The organism is Cryobacterium sp. TMT1-2-2 (assembly GCF_004403505.1).
In the GTDB taxonomy this organism is placed as follows: Bacteria; Actinomycetota; Actinomycetes; order Actinomycetales; family Microbacteriaceae; genus Cryobacterium; species Cryobacterium flavum.
This window is the reverse complement of sequence record NZ_SOGS01000017.1, coordinates 86,458-103,261: the sequence shown is the minus strand read 5'-3', so window position 1 is coordinate 103,261 and position 16,804 is coordinate 86,458. Positions and strand designations below refer to the sequence as shown.

Genomic DNA, 16,804 nt, shown 5'->3' with positions numbered 1-16,804 from the left:
GCAGTCGGCCGGTCAGGCGCGCTGGGCGGAGGCGAGCATCTCCGGACCGCGCCGGTCGAAGGCGCGAGATCCGACCCAGATTCCCACGACCACGGCGAGGAGGCCGAGGCCAAGGCCCGCGCCGAGCGCGCGCAGATGCCAGGCCGGATCCTCGAAGATTCCGAGGTAGGCGAAGATGAGCGCGGGCAGCGCCACCACGATCGATCCGGTGAAGGTCAGCGACTGCACCAGCGCCGAAGCGGTTTCTGAGGCCTGCGGCTGGGCGAACGGGCTGTCACCGGGTTTGGTCACCGGGTACGGAAAGCGGGTGGACGTATAGCTGGAGAAACCCAAACCAGCCAAGAGGATGCACGTGCTCACCCCCAGCATTGACGGCAACACCGACCAGTCTCCGTAGAACGAAATACTGATGGCCGAGCCAATACCGATGAGCAGGATGCCGATGACGAGCGCGGGAACGAGCCGGCCGATACGGTCGGCCACGCCGCGCGTTCCGGAAGCCACGTGCAGCCAGATGGCCGTGCTGTCGTAGGCGACGTCGTTGTGCATGGTCCAGCCGAGAAAAATGCACATGAGCGGCACTGGCACGAGAGCGAGGTAGTGCAGCGGCACGCCGACGATACTCAGCGGCAGGATCGCGATGATCGGAACGATCGGAATCATGATCAGCGACACCCAGTACCGCGAGTCGCGCGCCCAATAGGTGAAGGTGCGTGCGGCGATCGCGCCAACGGAACTGTGCGGCAACCGGTCGAACCAGCCCAGCCCTGAGTACTGCTTCGCCGCGGCCTCACGGCCAGGCGAGACCAGCATGCGGGCAACGACGAGCTGCCAAATGAGCCACAGGGTGTAGGCAGAAACCGCAGCGATGAGCAGCTTGAGAATGGCAGCGCCCCAGGCGCCTGTGGAGGCATCCCCTGGAGCAGCCCACGCTGCGCCGAGCGGCGTCCAGCCCAAAATCGTGGCGAGGGTGGCCAGCAGGCCACGGCCATGGCGACCCCAGTCCGTGCTGAGCAGCACCACAACGAGTGGAGAAATCACGACCAGCAGGACGACACCGATCATGCCGGTGAATTCCCGCGAGCGTCTGGTCGACAGGAGGAAGGCTGCCAGGGATGCGCTCACCCGCGACAGCAGAATGCAGGTCGCGAGGATCAGCGCGGCGGATACCAGAGCGAGCAGGGTCTGTCCGATGCCGCGCGACCAGGTGAAAACGGTGCCGAGCAGCACGATCGAAAGGGTGAGCGCCGGAACGCCGATCAGCGCCGAGCCGGCCAGACCGAGCGACAATGAACGGTTGGAAATTCCGAGGAACGCAAATTTGCGTGGGTCCATGCTGTCGTCGATGCCGACCACGATCGGGATGACCAGAAAGCCCAGCGCCACGGCCGATCCGGCCACAGTGAGCGAATCACGAATGAGTGCGGGGTCTCCGACGAACCGCAGGGTGATCAGCGCAACGAAAATTGTGATGGCGACGCCGAGGCCGTAGAGCAGTCCGACGACGAGGCCGACGACCTGCCAAGGACTACGACGGAACAGGTTGGCGAGCAGCCGGAGTTTCAGTCCGAAAAATTGTGCAACCATTCCATGCCCTCCGCGACCTTGCGCCCGCCGGCGAGTTCGACGAACCGATCTTCCAGCGTCTTCTCTCCGCGCACCTCGTCGACGGTTCCCGCCGCCAGGACACGGCCCTGCACGATGATGGCAACGTGATCGCAGACGCGCTGGATCAGGTCCATGCCATGGCTGGACAGCACGACGGTTCCGCCGGCGGCGACGTACTTCTGCAAAATCTCGGTGACGTTGACCGCGGAAACCGGGTCGACCGACTCGAACGGCTCGTCGAGCACGAGCACGCGCGGGGAATGAATCATGGCGCAGGCGAGGGCGATCTTCTTGGTCATTCCGGCGGAGTAGTCGGCGACCAGACGGTTGAGGGCGTCCTCGAGGCCGAACGCTGCTGCCAGGTCGGTCGAGCGGGCGCGCACGGTGTCGTTGTCGAGGCCGCGCAGGGTGCCCGCGTAATAGAGGAGTTGTGCACCGGTGAGGCGGTCAAAGAGGCGAAGTCGGTCGGGCAGAACGCCCATCACGCGCTTGGCCTCATTGGGCCGAGCCCAGACGTCGATACCGTGGACCAGGACTTTTCCGGCGGTGGGCCGCAGCAGCCCGGTGATCATCGATAGGGTCGTGGTCTTTCCGGCCCCGTTCGGCCCGACGATGCCATAGAACGAACCGGCTCGAACGCTGAGGTCGAGATCGGCGACCGCGACGTTGTGACCGTACCTCTTCACGAGTCCGACGGCTTCAATGACGATCGGGGCTTGCACGATCGAAGTCGCATCGGCGGCCGGCTGCACGGTCGGCTTCATGTCTCGGGGGCTAACGGACTTCACGGCTGGCTGTGCGGCCGTGCTGAGAGTGTCCGTGGTGGGCGTTGTCTGGACGGCCGGATCGCTGGTCGGTTCCGGCAGCGGTGCCACCGGCGTGGCAAGCGACGCTTCCGCTTCGATCGTGACGAGCGCATCGCGGGTCGCGTAGGGCCGTGTGGTTTCGTCGGTGGAATTCTCGGCGAGCGTCTGTTGATTCGGCCTGACCGACCCGGCAACGGCAGGGGATTTCGGCGTCGTCGGTTTCTTCGGCGTCGTCGACGTGCTCACGGTCGGCTTGCGCACCGCTGGTTTACGCACCGCGGGTTTGCGCGCTGCTGGTTGACGCACGCCGGCAGCCGGCCTGACAGTAGCCGCCTTGGCCACCGCAGGCTTGGCAGCAGGCTTCACCGCTGCCGGTTTGTCGGCAGTCGGCTTGGCAACAGCAGGCCGGGCAGCAGCTGGCCTGGTAGTCGCCGTCGTGCGCACGGCTGGCTCCCGCACCGCCGGTTTGCGCACGGCTGGTTTGCGCACGGCTGGCTTGCTGGCCAACGGCTTAGCGGCGAGCGGCGCCGTCGACTCGGCTGCGCGGTTCGCGACAGACTCGTCGTCACGTTCGGGGTTGGGCGGCATAAAAGTCACTCCGCTAACCTACCAAGGACCGCTGCCCCGGGGGCGCGGAAGACGTCGCAGCCACCGTTTCAACCTGTGAGCACGCTCCACGCCGGGTCACGAAATGGACACGTGCTGAGCAGATTCTTCCTACGGAACGACCCAACAGGTTATGGTGAGATTGACATAACGGTGTGTCTTTACGTGAACATGTGGGTGAATCCTAAGCAAACTCTTCGCAACTGAGTGGGTTTTGCGGCGTAGCCCCAACCATTCTTGAGGAGATAATCGTGACGACGCAGGCAAAAGTGCGCGCAGTCAAGACGCAAGTTGTCATTCTGGCGGCCGGCATGGGCAGCCGCCTTGGGCGTTCGCTGCCCAAGCCGCTCACCGAACTGAACGACGGCCGCACGATCATGCAGCAGCAGTTCGACAACATCAACCACGCCTTCGGCAACGCTGCCAAGGTCACGATCGTCGTCGGGTACAAACTCGAGCACATCATCGAAGCGTTCCCGCAGGCCTCCTTCGTCTACAACGAAGAGTACGATCAGACCAACACGTCGAAGAGCCTGCTACGCGCCCTGCAAGCGTCGAAGCCCGGCGGAGTGCTCTGGATGAACGGCGACGTCGTCTTTGACCCGGCCATTCTCGACCGCGCGGCCGCCATGATGGCCCGCGACCAGTCTTTCGTCACCGTCAACACCGACAAAGTGTCCGATGAAGAGGTCAAGTACACCACGAGTGCCGAAGGCTACATCAAGGAACTCTCCAAGACCGTCAAGGGCGGCCTCGGCGAAGCCGTCGGCATCAACTACGTGTCGAGCGCCGACAAGGCCACCCTCATCCGCCAGCTAAGCAAGGTGGCCGACCAGGATTACTTCGAACGCGGCATCGAGCTGGCCATCGAGCAGAACCGCATGCTGGTGGAGCCGGTGAACATCTCCGATTTCTACGCCGTCGAGGTGGACTTCGCTGAAGACCTTGAGCGCGCCAACCTGTTCGTCTAACCGACACACCACACGACAAAACCCTCACGCTTCGGCGTGGGGGTTTTGTCGTTCTGGAAAGGTTTAACCGTTGCCATCGTGCCCACACGTCGCGGGTACAAGACGCCCCGAGTGAAGCCGGTGCTGATCGCGACGGGACCCATGCACGTGCGGTCGTGGTATGCCGACGTCGGCATAAGTCGTGGGACATTGCCGATCTGCGCACTCCGTGGCGAGGGAAGCCTTCAAGGCCCACTCGATCTTCGACATCAGGTCTCGCAAGATCGTCGGCTTCCGGGTCGAGAAGCGCGAGAGCAACCATCTAGCGGTGGACATGTTCGAGACCGCGTGGCGAGAGGCCGACCTCAAGCGTGAGCTCACACTACACGCCCACCACCAGAAGAACCCGGAATGATTCCGCACACAACCGAAAACACCCGCGCGAGCTGGCGTCGTCGGGATCAATTTGCCCGAGAAAATCGCCAGAAATCAACCCAAGTGAGTCAAAACAGCTTGACGTTGATACTGGAAACAGCCGTTCGGGGCATGACCCTCAACTTGGCTGTCGGCCCCGCGAAGGGTCTGTCTTTGCTTTCGGCTTGCCCGGCGGATGCCGGATTCGCTCCACGCAAGGTAGAGAATGAAGGTGTCGAAGTGGGTCGACAGAACGATCGAACAAAAATGTGAGCGCGCCGCTGGCGTAGATTTGAACGAGGAGACTTTCAGAGGATGGACCGACGTGGCGAAGGATAGCTTGACCGACGACCGCGACACTCTAGAGGTCGAGACCGTGGTGTTGGTCGCCGAGGACGGAACGCCCATCGGTACGGCCGACAAAGCGCTCGTGCATGACCTCGATACTCCCCTGCACCTTGCTTTTTCCTGCCATGTCTTCGATGAGCACGGGCGCATTTTGGTCACCAGACGGGCGCTGATAAAAAAGGCCTGGCCCGGCGTGTGGACAAACTCCTTCTGCGGTCACCCGGCACCCGGTGAAACCCTGGCGGATGCTGCCCTGCGCCGGGCGAGCCATGAACTCGGCATCGGGCTGACCGAACTCACCCTGGTCTTGCCCGATTTTCGGTACCGTGCAGTCGACGCGGCGGGAATCGTGGAAAACGAAATATGCCCGGTTTTCACGGCAGTCACGGACTCGACGGTTGAGCCCCGTGCCGACGAGGTCATGGAATGGCGGTGGGTGCCTCGCGATGACCTTGTGATGGCGGTGCGCACCACCCCGTGGGCGTTCAGCCCCTGGCTGACCCTGCAACTTCCCCTGCTCTTCCCGCACGACTAGTTCGGCCCGATCGAACTCGGTTGTTTCACCCGCGAGAGTCAGCCCGGGACGAAAATGGCCACGTGAACGCTGCATCGGCATCCGGAGTTGCCCGCAATGTTGTGGTCAGTGCGCCGCTTCGCGCTTGGGCTCGAGATTATTCTGGTGACCGTCGGCATCGGCCTGGCCGCCCACTGTTTTGCGCGAGTCGGGCGCGCCCGACTCTAACCGGTGTCAACAGCAGCTCGCGGCTATGCCGCCCATCATTCTGCCAGAGCCTGGCCTCGTTTCTCAGGGAGTCTGAAGGTGCCGAGCGCGGCAACCACGAAGAACCCCGCGAAAACTGCGAAAAGCAGCCCCGTCCCGCCGGCCTCGCGCAGTAGGGGCACGGCCAGTGGTGCAAGGATGGCGGCAATGCGGCCACTGCCGGCCGCCCACCCCGCGCCAGTAGCCCGAATGCGAGTGGGATAAACCTCCGGTGTCACCGCGTAAAGCGCTCCCCACGCTCCGAGGTTGAAGAACGAGAGCAACATGCCCGCTGCGATCACTTGGCTGGTATCCGTTGCGATGCCAAACAGGGCAGCCGAACTGGCGGAGCCGATCAGGAAGACAGCGAGGGTGCTACGTCGGCCCCACCGTTCGATCAGATACGCCGATGCGGCATAGCCCGGAAGCTGCGCCACGGTGATGATCAACGTATACGCGAAGGAACGCACCAGCGAGAAGCCGGAGGCGACCAGCACGGTAGGCAACCAGATGAAAGCACCGTAATAGGAGAAGTTCACGCAGAACCAGACCAACCACAGGGCGGCCGTTCGGCCACGCAGGCTCGGCGACCACAGCGCGGCGAAGCCCCCTGTGGAATCTTTTCGTTCGACTCCGCCCTGAACGGCCGGGTCCGATTCTGGGGGCGGAACCGTTACTTTGGCCGAGAGTTCGAATCGGCGAACGGTCGACTCTGCCTTTACAAACCGCCCACGCGACTCGAGAAAACGAACCGACTCCGGAAGTCGCAGGCGCACGAACACGGCGTAGAGTGCCGGGGCCGCACCGACAGCCAAGGCCCAGCGCCATCCGTTCTCTGATGACGGCACGACGAGAAATCCGATCACGGCCGCTATGGTCCAGCCAATCGCCCAGAACGATTCCAGCAGCACGATGATGCGACCGCGAATCCGTGGCGGCGCGAACTCGCTAACGAGGGTCGAGGCGACCGGAAGCTCGGCTCCCAGACCGAGCCCCACGAGGAATCGCCAGGCGATCAGCACGGCCACCGATCCGGAAAGAGCGGATGCTCCCGTCGCCACGCCGTAAACGAGGAGGGTCAGCGCAAATACCTGGCGGCGTCCGATGCGGTCGGCCAATAGTCCACCGAGAACGGCGCCCACTGCCATGCCGACGAAACCGGCGGACGCGATCCAGGATAATTCCATGCCGGTCGTGTTCCATTGCACCGCTAATTGGGCCAGCACGAAGGAGATGAGCCCCACATCCATGGCATCCAACGCCCAGCCCAGGCCGGAGCCGACCAGAAGACGTCGATGCTCCCGCGTAAACGGCAGGGCATCCAATCGGGCGGTACGCGTCAATCGTGCCGGGACGTTCACGGGCACTGCTCGATTGACATTTGCGGGAACTTCGGCCACACGGTTTCCACTTCACTTGGACCAGAACAATCAACCAATATTTTACGCGCGTGATTACCGTGGCACCGAGCCCCGGCGCGGCAGCCGAGAAACGGTTACTGTGGCTGCGGCGCCTGCGTCTGGCGGGACGATCACGACTTGCCTGGCCGGAATATCGCAGCCGGCCGTTCGCACCAAAAGTTCGGCCGTTGGATCGGTGCCGCGTTTGATGACCGCGAGCGCGACCGTACCTAATTCGAAATGCCGGGCGACCGAAGTCACCCGCCCGACGATCTGGTCCGCACCGTCTTTGTTCGGTGCCACAACTTCGTCGCCGCGCGAGGGCCGCACACTGTGTTTATCAATACTGTGCGCATCTTCCGGGTAGAGCATCACGAGCCGGCGCGGGGGATGACCGATGTTGTGCACCTTGGCCACTGTCTGCTGGCCGCGATAACCGCCCTTGTTCAGGTGCACGGCTGTGCGCAACCAATCAAGTTCATGGGGAATCGTCTTTTCATCAACCTCCGAGGAAAAATGCGGCCGCCAGGCTGCTATGCGCAAGGCCTCGAGGGCGTCCAGTCCAGCGACAGGAATATCGGAGGCGACGATCCCCGCCAGGGCGCTTCGCGGCACCAATACCTCGCTGTAGGTCCAGCCCGCCGCCGGATGCCTGGTCGCCTTCGCGTACTGAAATCCACCCGGGCCAACGCTCATCCACCGGTCCCGCCAGACCACGGGAAGCCCATGAGGGGCCGTCACCGGAAGCGTCGGCTGGCCGAGGGTGCCGATGGTCGCGAATTCGATGGAACGATCCATCAGTTCTACCCGCAGCGCGAATTGCATGCTGCCCAACCATGTGAGCAGCCCTGCTACTTCGTTTCGCTCCAGCAGCAGCCACAGATCGGTTCCGTCATCAAACAGGCGCACCGCATAGTCGATCCGCCCGGTCATATTGAGTAGAAGGGTTTCCGAGGATTCGCCCGGCGCCAAACCGGCGACACTCTGGCTGGTCAATGAATTTATCCAGCTGAGGCGATCTGGACCGCTGATGGTAATCACGGCCCGGTGTGAGAGGTCCACGATCGCGGTTCCTGCAGCCAGTGCGCGCTGCTCGGCGAGCGGGTCCCCATAGTGGGCGGCCACTCCGGCATCGACCGCCTGGTCGGCACCGACCGCGCCGGGCCGGTTCAGAAATTCGTTGAACACGACCGGCGCGTTCCCGACGGAGATCTGCGGAGCGAGCATTCCCTGCGTTGAATTCATCTGTCTCCATTGGGCGCCATCAACTGCCCGATATTGTCGTGCCTGGTTAGTACATTCCGAGTTGGAGCCGAGCGGCTTCCGACATCCTGTCCTGGCCCCACGGTGGGTCCCAGACCAGTTCGATATCGATCTCGCCGACGCCCGGAACCGCCTGAATTGCGGTGCGGGCATCCTCTTTGAGCACATCGCCCATGCCGCAGCCCGGAGCGGTCATTGACATGTTGACTTCGACCCGGTGGGTGCCATCGGGCAGCGGCTCCGCCTGGCACAGATAGATCAGACCCAGATCGACAACATTGATCGGAATTTCCGGGTCGAACACGTTCTTGAGCGCATCGAGCACCTGGTCCAGGTCAAACGGACCGTCATTCATATTCACGGTTTCGGCGACCGGTCGGCTCAGACCGAGCGCGGCCGAGTCTTCGGCACTGATCCGAACGAGGTAGCCCATTGCGGTTTGGACGGTGACGCTCGCACCGAGGGTTTGCGTTATGACAACCTGCTCGCCGGCCTGAAGCAGCATCGGCTGCCCGCCCGGAATCACCGTCGCCTGGCAGCTGTGTTCGAGTTCGACGATCTTGTATTGGCCTGAGTCCATCGGCTACTTCTCCGTCCCGACGACACGGCTGCCGTCCGCGCGGTCGTCACCTTCCAGCGCATTGCGCAACGCCTGCCAGGCCAGGGAGGCGCACTTGACCCGGGTCGGGTACTCCCAGACGCCAGAGAGCACCGCGAGCTTGCCCACCTCGGCTAATGCCGCTTCCCCCTCGGATTCGCTGGTGAGCATGGTGTGCACGCGAGCGAACAGCGTCAGGGCTTCCTCCTCTGCCAGACCCTTGACGGCCATGGTCATCATGGAAGCGGATGCCTGGGAAATGGTGCATCCGCTCCCCGTGAAGGCAACGTCGGTGATGACGCCGTCGGTGAGTTGAATGGCGAGAGTCAACTGATCGCCGCATAGCGGGTTAACGGCCTCGATCGAGCACGTCGCACGGTCGATTGTGCGAAAATTCCGTGGCCGGCGGCCATGGTCGATGATCATTTCCTGATAAAGACCCGCGATTCCCGCACTCACCGAAGCGATCCCTGGGCCGGCCGTCATGGAGCGACCACAGTGGCGTCACTCCCGAACCGGGTGGCGACCACGCGTTCCAACTGGGCGCGCAGTGGATCCAACTCGATCCGGTCCACCATTTCGTGTACAAACGCGTAGATGAGCAGGCCCCTGGCCGCTTCCAGCGGGATGGCACGCGTCTGAAGGTAGAGCAGAGCCTCCTCATCCATTTGGCCCACCGCAGCACCGTGCGTGCACTTCACATCATCGGTATAGATTTCCAGCCGGGGCCTGGTGTCAACTTCGGCGCGGTCGGAGAGCAGTAAGTTCTTGTTCTTCTGGTTCGCATCGGTACCGTCAGCGCCATGGCGAACCATAATGTGGCCGTTGAACACACCGTGTGCCCGGCCGTCCAACACTCCCTTATACAGCTGGTGGCTGGTGCAGTCTGTCGCGGCGTGATCGACGAAGATCGTGTTGTCGTGGAGTTGATCGCCCTGGGGCAGGTAGACGCCGTCGAGGCTGACCTCGGCGCCGACGCCATCCAGTTGAACTCGCACCTCGTGCCGGGCGATGCTGGCGCCGAGCATGATGGAACGGGAAGAGAATCGGCTGCCCCGCCCTTGCCGCACGGACAGCAGCGCCACATGGAAAGCACTCGTCGGCTCGTTTTGCACCTTGTAGTGCTCAATGTGGGCGTCTTCGGCGAGGAGGAGTTCGGTGACGGCGTTGGTGCAATACACGTCGGAATCGACCCCGGCGTAGGTCTCGACGATCGTGGCACGAGAGTGCGAATCGGCGATTATCACCGAACGTGGACTGGATATCAGCGGGACTCCACCGGTGTCGGAGAAGTAGACCAGCTGAATCGGCTCGTCCACGATGGTGCCGCTGGGAAGATGAATGAATGCGCCATCCTCGGCCAGAGCGTCATTGAATGCTGCGAAGGCGTGACGCACTCCCGGTGCATGCGCGAAAAAGGGTTCGAGGCGGTCGGGCCCGGCTGCCAGCACCGCGGCCAGGGTCGTGACGACCGCACCGGCCGGCACCCCGGTCACTCGCGAGAATTCGGACGAGAAATGGCCGTTGACGAAGACCAACCGTGGACCACCGAGATCGACCGCAGCCTCGTCGATCATTTCTGCCGTCACCCGGCTGCCAGATGCCACCGTGGCGGCATCGAACGGTACGGCGAGGATCGGGGCCAACCCGGTGTATTTCCAGTCCTCATCCTTGTGGGTCGGGAAGCCGTGCTCACCCACCCACTGGAGGGCGGCTACCCGCGCCTCGGCGAGCCAGGCGGGATCACGCGCGCCGAGCCGAGGTTCGAAGCCAGCGAGCACTCCGCTGGCCGCGCTCAGAACGGTCATCACGATATCCCGGCCGTGCTCAATCGACCTGCGTCAGCTTCCTGCGTACCGGTGTAGCCGTGCGCTTCGAGCTCGACGGCCAGGCCCTTGCCCCCGGAACGCACGATCCGGCCGGCGGTCATCACGTGCACCTGGTCGGGCACGATGTAGTCCAGAAGGCGCTGGTGGTGCGTGATGACAAGCATGCTGCGGCCTTCGCTCCGGAGGGCGTTCACCCCGCTGGCGACCACCCTTAGAGCGTCGATGTCCAGACCGGAGTCGGTCTCATCCAAAATCGCGAGTTTGGGTTCCAGGATCGCCATTTGCAGGATCTCGTTGCGTTTCTTTTCACCGCCGGAGAATCCTTCGTTGACCGAGCGATTCATGAAGGTCTGGTCCATCTCAACGAGCTTCATCTTCTCCTGAGCCAGCGCAAGAAAGTCCACCGGATCCAGTTCTTCTTCTCCACGCTGGCGGCGCAGGGAGTTCAAGGCCGTGCGCATGAAGTACATGTTTCCGACGCCGGGAATCTCGACCGGATGTTGGAAGGCCAGGAATACACCGGCGGCAGCGCGCTCTTCCGGTGACAAGGTCAGCAGGTCCTGACCCTCATACGTGACGCTGCCAGAGACCTGGTACCCCTCGCGGCCGATCAATACACTGGCCAAGGTGCTTTTTCCCGAACCGTTCGGGCCCATGATCGCGTGCACCTCACCCGGTTTCAGTTGCAGGTTCACCCCTCGCAATATTTCTTTGTCCTCGATACTGGCGTGCAGTTCTTCGATTTTCAGCATTAGCCAACGCTTCCTTCCAGGCTTACGGTTAACAGTTTTTGCGCCTCAACGGCGAATTCCATGGGCAGCATCTTGAATACTTCACGGCAGAAACCGTTCACAATCATCGACACCGCCTCTTCTTCCGGGATACCCCTCTGCCGGCAGTACAGGAGTTGTTCCTCGCCGATTTTGGAGGTCGATGCCTCGTGCTCAACCTGCCCGGTCTGGTTCTTCACCTCGATGTACGGAAGCGTGTGTGCACCGCTGTCCTTGCCGATTAACAGCGAATCGCACTGGGTGAAGTTGCGGGCTCCGACGGCCGAATGTCGCATGTCCACCAGACCGCGGTAGGTGTTCTGCCCGTGACCGGCTGAAATAGCCTTCGAGATGATGGTGCTCTTGGTGTTCTTGCCGATGTGCACCATCTTGCTGCCGGTATCCGCTTGCTGACGTCTGGCCGTCAATGCCACCGAGTAGAACTCGCCGACCGAGTTGTTACCCTTAAGAACCACGCCGGGGTACTTCCAGGTGATCGAGGAGCCGGTTTCCACCTGGGTCCAGGAAATCTTTGCGTTGCGGCCGGAAGCCATACCCCGTTTGGTGACGAAGTTGTACACGCCGCCGTTGCCGTCGGCATCTCCGGGATACCAGTTCTGCACCGTCGAGTACTTGATCTGGGCATCGTCCAGTGCCACCAGCTCAACCACGGCGGCGTGCAGCTGGTTCGTGTCACGAACGGGTGCCGTGCAGCCCTCGAGGTAGCTGACATAAGCGCCCTCTTCGGCGATGATCAGGGTTCGCTCGAACTGGCCGGTGTCGGCGGCGTTGATGCGGAAGTAGGTGGACAGCTCCATCGGGCAGCGCACGCCCTTAGGGATGTAACAGAACGAACCGTCGGTGAACACCGCAGCGTTCAGGCAGGCGAAGAAGTTGTCGTTGTACGGAACCACGGAACCGAGGTACTGACGCACCAGATCCGGATGCTCCTGAACGGCTTCCGAGAAGGAGCAGAAGATCACTCCAACCTCGGCCAACTTGTCTTTGAACGTCGTGGCAACCGAGACCGAATCGACGATCGCGTCGACCGCCACGCCGCTGAGACGCTCCTGCTCACCGAGCGAAATGCCGAGCTTGTCGAACATCTCCCGCAGCTCCGGGTCGACCTCGTCCATGCTCTCCACGCGTTTTTTCGGCTTGGGAGCGGCGTAGTAAATGATGTCCTGGTAGTCGACCGGCCCATAGGTCACGTGCTGCCAGGTCGGTGCCGTGAGCGTGGTCCAGTGCCGGTAGGCACGGAGCCGCCATTCCAACAGCCAATCCGGCTCATTTTTCTTGCTCGAAATCAGTCGGATGATGTCTTCGTTCAGCCCGCGGGGTGCGACGTCAGTTTCGAGATCGGTCACAAATCCATACTGGTATTCCTGGTTCGCTAATTCGCGGACCTCGTCAGAGATACCAGTCGAGGTTGTGGGTGCACTCATTTCGTCTCCATGTCAGTTGTTGTTGGCTGCGAGCAGCCCGATCGTTTCGGTCAGCGACGCTGTGAGGGAAGTGCCGCGATCAGCGGGTGATCCTTGGCGTATGGGCCGACCTTGGCCGCTCCACCCGGGGAGCCGATGTCGTCGAAGAACTCAACGTTGGCCTTGTAGTAGTCGGCCCACTGCTCCGGCACGTCATCTTCGTAGAAGATCGCCTCGACCGGGCAGACTGGTTCACAGGCTCCGCAGTCGATGCACTCATCGGGGTGGATGTAGAGCGCCCGGTCACCCTCATAAATGCAATCGACGGGGCATTCATCAATACATGCCCTGTCCTTGACGTCCACGCAGGGCAAGGCGATGACGTAGGTCACAGTACCTCCACCCCGAACACCGCCGGGACCTGGTCGAGAGCGTTGAGCAACACGGTGATCTCGGCCACCGTGTTGTAGGCCGCGAAGGTCACTCGCGTGGTCGCGGCCACGTCCAGACGCTGGTGCAATGGCCAGGCGCAGTGGTGGCCGACTCGCACCGCGACTCCGGCATCGTCGAGGATTTGGCCAACGTCGTGCGCGTGCACGCCGTCGACCACGAAAGACACCACACCGGTACGGTCCGCACCGTCGGCCGGTCCGACGACACGGATCCAGGGGCGTTGGGCCAGGCCGGCCAGCAGGACTTTGGTGAGGGCCTGCTCATGGGCGCTCACCCGTGGCATCCCCAACCGGGTCAGGTAATCACAGGCCGCAGCCAGGCCAACGGCCTGCGCGGCCACCGGGACACCCGCCTCGAAACGTTGCGGCGGCGCGGCGTAGGTTGAGCCTTCCATGTGCACGGTGTGGATCATCGAGCCTCCGGTGAGGAAGGGGGGCATGGCTTCCAGGAGGCCAGAGCGGCCCCAGAGCACACCGACCCCGAGGGGGCCGAACATTTTGTGGCCACTGAAGGCAAGAAAGTCGACGTCGAGATCGACGACGTCGATCCCCAGGTGCGGCACCGACTGGCTGGCGTCGAGCACGGTCAGAGCCCCGACCTTCCGGGCCCGAGCCACAATGGCCGAAACCGGATTGATGGTACCCAAAACATTGGACACGTGCGTGAAGGCGACCACCTTGGTACGGTCGCTGATCACCGTCTCCAGATCGTTCAGGTTTAAGCGACCGTCATCGGTGACACCGATCCACCGCAGGGTAGCGCCGCTGCGCCGGGCAAGTTCCTGCCAGGGAATGAGATTGGCATGATGCTCCATCTCGGTGATCACGATCTCGTCGCCCACGCCGAGCTTGAAGCGCGCCGCGACATCCGCTTCGACGCCGTCCATGGCCCCGGTAGCGGCCGCGTTGCTGAACGAATACGCCACGAGATTCAGGGCTTCGGTAGCGTTCTTGGTGAACACCACCTCGTTAGTTTGTGCGCCGATGAAGCGTGCAACGGTCGCGCGCGCCGATTCAAATGCTTCGGTGGCTTCCTCGGCCAGCTGATGAGCACCACGGTGAACCGCGGAGTTGTGTTGCTCATAGAAGGTGCGTTCGGCATCGAGTACCTGGTGCGGTTTGTGTGACGTGGCCCCGGAGTCGAGGTACACCAATGGTTTCCCGCCACGGACGAGACGCGAGAGAATCGGGAAATCGCTACGGATGGCGGCCGACTCCTCGATGCTGAATGCCGCGTTCGCGCCGACGTCAGAATTGATGGCCTCGGGGCGGGTGATCGGATGCACTCCCGTGATTAGTCCTGCACTGGTACTCATGCATTTGTCCCGTCGTTACAATTGTTCGTGTCGGAGCTGGTAGTCGTGGCCAGAGCGTCAAGGGGGATGAACGTCGCGCAGCTGTGTGCGCCCCCAGCCAGAGTCGTGCGTCGTTGAACCGGAACTCCGAGCAGCCGGGAGAATGCCTCGGTCTCGGCGTCGCAGAACTCCGGAAACTCGGCCGCGACATGCAGAACGGGGCAGTGCCCCTGACACAGCTGCACACCATTCGCTGGCAGGTCAGCTCCGACCGGCCGGATCGTCGCCGCGAAACCTTCATCGCTCAGTACCGACGCCAGTGCCTCTGCACGGGCGCGGACATCTCCGCCGGTCGAGGGCAGTTGTGCGGCGTAGCCTCGCTCGAGTTGTGCGCTGCGTTCACGGGCGAACTCGCCAACGGCATCCGCTCCGGCGCGTTCGGCGAGAAAGCGTAACGCCGAGGTCGCCACATCGGCGTAGTCAGCCCCCAGACCGGCATGACCGGACGCGGAGAGGACATAGGCGCGGGCCGGCCGGCCGCGGCCACCTGACGTAGCGGGCACGTGTTCTTCGACGGCCCCTTCCTCGGCGAGCTGGTCGAGGTGGCGGCGAACGGCGGCGGGCGTCAGTCCCAAGCGCGCGGCCAGATCGGCTGCGGTCAGTGGGCCATCCTCGGCGAGCATCTGCCGCACGCGGTCCCAGGTGCGTTCCTCCAGACCATTCGCTCCAGGGTTCGACCCGTCTGTGCCAGCGGTTCCGCGGCGGTGAGCTATTAACATGACATAAGCATGTCCTAATTCAGCTCGGCTGGCAAGTTAACGCGCCGGTCCACCGTCTGGCAGCAACTAGAGTCGAGCAGGCGGTGGGGTCGTTACCCTCGAGTCAAAGGGGAACGCGTGCTTTTTCGCCAACTGGAATATTTTGTCGCTGTCGCACGGGAACGACACTTCGCGCACGCGGCTGCGGCCTGTCACGTTTCCCAGCCCGCCCTTTCCGCGGGAATCAGCAAGCTGGAGCAGGAACTCAATGTCTCACTGATCAACCGTGGTCATGCTTTTGAGGGGTTGACGCCGGAGGGAGAACTCGTGGTGATGTGGGCCAAACGGATTGTGGCGGAGCGTGACACGCTCAAGGCGGAGGTTCACGCTCTCAAATCCGGCGTGACCGGCGTACTGCGTCTTGGCGTCGTGCCCAGCGCATCGACAACGGTCGCGCTACCGGTTGCGGCGTTCTGTGCCGCGCATCCGCTGGGCGCGACACCTGCCAAACCGGCGTCACAGAAAGAGGCCACATGGCCAAGATTCTTCTCGTCCTCTACCCAGATTCCGTCACCGGGTACCCGCCGCAGTGCGCACGCGACAGCATCCCTGTACTTGATAACTACCCAGAACGGGAGCTCACGAGCGCTGACATCGTGATTTCCCAACCGTTCTGGCCGGCCTATTTGACCGCAGAAAGGATCGCGAAGGCGCCAAAATTGAAGCTCGCGATCACGGCCGGCATCGGTTCGGATCACGTTGATCTCGACGCAACAATCAGCCACGGCATCACCGTGGTCGAAGAGACCTATAGCAACAGCATCAGTGTCGCCGAGCACGCTGTCATGCAAGTCCTCGCTCTCGTTCGCAACTACCTCCCCTCGCACCAATGGGTCGTCAATGGTGGCTGGAACATAGCCGACAGCGTCGAGCGCGCCTATGACATCGAGGGAATGAACGTCGGTGTCATCGCGGCCAGCCGCATCGGTCGTGCCGTTCTGCGCCGACTCGCACCCTTTGATGTTCACCTGCACGACACCGACAAGAACAGGCTGTCCCCGAAATCGAGGGCGAACTTGGGCTGACCTTCCACCCGGATGCGGCCTCGCTCGTGCGGGCCGTCGACGTGGTATCGATCCATGCACCGCTGCATCCACAGACGCATCACCTCTTCGACGACGCCCTGATCTCATCAATGAAACGAGGCTCGTACATCGTGAACACGGCCCGAGCCGAGATCACCGACCGTGACGCGATCGTTCGCGCGTTGGAGTCCGGGCAAATCGCCGGATATGCCGGCGACGTCTGGTATCCGCAGCCGCCAGCGGCCGACCACCCCTGGCGCACGATGCCGCACAACGGCATGACCCGCCACGTGTCCGGGTCGACTCTGTCCGCTCAGACAGCGAGAGCACCGATGTAGTACTGGGGAACGCCGCGGTGACTGCGGTGGAATTACAATCCGCTGGTTTGGAACTGCTGCCCGGGTCCAGTGCCGAGGTCGCAAACACGTGCCGCGAGCG

General features: G+C 62.7%; 19 protein-coding genes. 7 read left to right on the top strand and 12 right to left on the bottom strand.

The annotated features are described in order from the left end of the window. Window positions 1-12 precede the first annotated feature (12 nt). Both E3T35_RS12395 and E3T35_RS20215 read right to left on the bottom strand, forming a co-directional pair. Window positions 13-1,587 (bottom strand): hypothetical protein, encoded by a 1,575-nt coding sequence (locus E3T35_RS12395; RefSeq protein ID WP_134379339.1) that lies wholly within the window; start codon window positions 1,585-1,587, stop codon window positions 13-15. Continuing rightward, window positions 1,563-3,002, bottom strand: a complete 1,440-nt coding sequence (locus tag E3T35_RS20215) for an ATP-binding cassette domain-containing protein (protein WP_174777098.1) — start codon at window positions 3,000-3,002, stop codon at window positions 1,563-1,565. Before E3T35_RS20215 ends, E3T35_RS12395 begins: the two co-directional genes overlap by 25 nt. Window positions 3,003-3,271: 269 nt before the next feature. Here E3T35_RS20215 and E3T35_RS12385 point away from each other — a divergent pair, with 269 nt between their 5' ends. The 4 genes from E3T35_RS12385 to idi all read left to right on the top strand — a co-directional run bounded on the left by E3T35_RS12385 (window position 3,272) and on the right by idi (window position 5,267). Beyond that, a complete protein-coding gene (locus E3T35_RS12385; protein ID WP_255410035.1) occupies window positions 3,272-3,991 on the top strand; it encodes a phosphocholine cytidylyltransferase family protein in 720 nt (239 codons plus the stop codon). Window positions 3,992-4,199: 208 nt separating this feature from the next. Next, a complete protein-coding gene (locus tag E3T35_RS12380; protein ID WP_134379337.1) occupies window positions 4,200-4,385 on the top strand; it encodes a hypothetical protein in 186 nt (61 codons plus the stop codon). Continuing rightward, a complete protein-coding gene (locus tag E3T35_RS19315; protein WP_166789933.1) occupies window positions 4,382-4,657 on the top strand; it encodes a hypothetical protein in 276 nt (91 codons plus the stop codon). Before E3T35_RS12380 ends, E3T35_RS19315 begins: the two co-directional genes overlap by 4 nt. A gap of 52 nt (window positions 4,658-4,709) precedes the next feature. Beyond that, complete coding sequence (gene idi, locus E3T35_RS12375; RefSeq protein ID WP_241987854.1) at window positions 4,710-5,267, top strand: isopentenyl-diphosphate Delta-isomerase; 558 nt, start codon at window positions 4,710-4,712, stop codon at window positions 5,265-5,267. A 242-nt stretch (window positions 5,268-5,509) separates the two neighbouring features. On the opposite strand, the gene E3T35_RS12370 is transcribed toward idi, so the two are convergent. From E3T35_RS12370 to E3T35_RS12325, 10 genes are all read right to left on the bottom strand, one after another. Then, window positions 5,510-6,859, bottom strand: coding sequence for an MFS transporter (locus E3T35_RS12370; protein ID WP_370449330.1), 1,350 nt, complete (start codon window positions 6,857-6,859; stop codon window positions 5,510-5,512). Between the two features lie 87 nt (window positions 6,860-6,946). Then, entirely contained in the window at window positions 6,947-8,119 is a 1,173-nt protein-coding gene (locus E3T35_RS12365) for a folate-binding protein YgfZ (protein ID WP_134379419.1), read from the bottom strand. A 64-nt stretch (window positions 8,120-8,183) separates the two neighbouring features. After that, a complete protein-coding gene (gene sufT, locus E3T35_RS12360) occupies window positions 8,184-8,735 on the bottom strand; it encodes a putative Fe-S cluster assembly protein SufT (protein WP_092341482.1) in 552 nt (183 codons plus the stop codon). A 3-nt stretch (window positions 8,736-8,738) separates the two neighbouring features. Continuing rightward, window positions 8,739-9,239 carry a Fe-S cluster assembly sulfur transfer protein SufU gene (sufU, locus tag E3T35_RS12355; protein ID WP_092341483.1) on the bottom strand — a complete coding sequence of 167 codons (501 nt, stop codon included), beginning with the start codon at window positions 9,237-9,239 and terminating at the stop codon, window positions 8,739-8,741. After that, window positions 9,236-10,561, bottom strand: a complete 1,326-nt coding sequence (sufD, locus tag E3T35_RS12350) for a Fe-S cluster assembly protein SufD (protein WP_198417773.1) — start codon at window positions 10,559-10,561, stop codon at window positions 9,236-9,238. Before sufD ends, sufU begins: the two co-directional genes overlap by 4 nt. Beyond that, complete coding sequence (gene sufC / locus E3T35_RS12345) at window positions 10,561-11,334, bottom strand: Fe-S cluster assembly ATPase SufC (protein ID WP_134379335.1); 774 nt, start codon at window positions 11,332-11,334, stop codon at window positions 10,561-10,563. Before sufC ends, sufD begins: the two co-directional genes overlap by 1 nt. Continuing rightward, the gene (gene sufB / locus E3T35_RS12340; RefSeq protein WP_134346471.1) at window positions 11,334-12,797 is read right to left on the bottom strand and encodes a Fe-S cluster assembly protein SufB; all 1,464 of its coding nucleotides are present in this window, start codon (window positions 12,795-12,797) and stop codon (window positions 11,334-11,336) included. Before sufB ends, sufC begins: the two co-directional genes overlap by 1 nt. A gap of 50 nt (window positions 12,798-12,847) precedes the next feature. Next, a complete protein-coding gene (gene fdxA / locus E3T35_RS12335; protein WP_092341486.1) occupies window positions 12,848-13,168 on the bottom strand; it encodes a ferredoxin in 321 nt (106 codons plus the stop codon). Next, window positions 13,165-14,544 carry a SufS family cysteine desulfurase gene (locus E3T35_RS12330; RefSeq protein ID WP_134379333.1) on the bottom strand — a complete coding sequence of 460 codons (1,380 nt, stop codon included), beginning with the start codon at window positions 14,542-14,544 and terminating at the stop codon, window positions 13,165-13,167. The genes fdxA and E3T35_RS12330 overlap by 4 nt, the downstream gene beginning before the upstream one ends. Further along, on the bottom strand, window positions 14,541-15,302 hold the full coding sequence (locus E3T35_RS12325; protein WP_092341488.1) for a metalloregulator ArsR/SmtB family transcription factor: 762 nt from the start codon (window positions 15,300-15,302) through the stop codon (window positions 14,541-14,543). The genes E3T35_RS12330 and E3T35_RS12325 overlap by 4 nt, the downstream gene beginning before the upstream one ends. 117 nt (window positions 15,303-15,419) lie before the next feature. Between E3T35_RS12325 and E3T35_RS20210 the strand changes: the two genes are divergently transcribed. From E3T35_RS20210 to E3T35_RS20040, 3 genes are read left to right on the top strand one after another with little or no spacing between them, the layout of a single operon-like run. Beyond that, window positions 15,420-15,941 carry a LysR family transcriptional regulator gene (locus tag E3T35_RS20210; RefSeq protein WP_304997044.1) on the top strand — a complete coding sequence of 174 codons (522 nt, stop codon included), beginning with the start codon at window positions 15,420-15,422 and terminating at the stop codon, window positions 15,939-15,941. Further along, on the top strand, window positions 15,824-16,366 hold the full coding sequence (locus E3T35_RS20045; protein WP_370449331.1) for an NAD(P)-dependent oxidoreductase: 543 nt from the start codon (window positions 15,824-15,826) through the stop codon (window positions 16,364-16,366). Before E3T35_RS20210 ends, E3T35_RS20045 begins: the two co-directional genes overlap by 118 nt. A gap of 26 nt (window positions 16,367-16,392) precedes the next feature. Continuing rightward, entirely contained in the window at window positions 16,393-16,704 is a 312-nt protein-coding gene (locus E3T35_RS20040; RefSeq protein WP_370449185.1) for an NAD(P)-dependent oxidoreductase, read from the top strand. Window positions 16,705-16,804 lie beyond the last annotated feature (100 nt).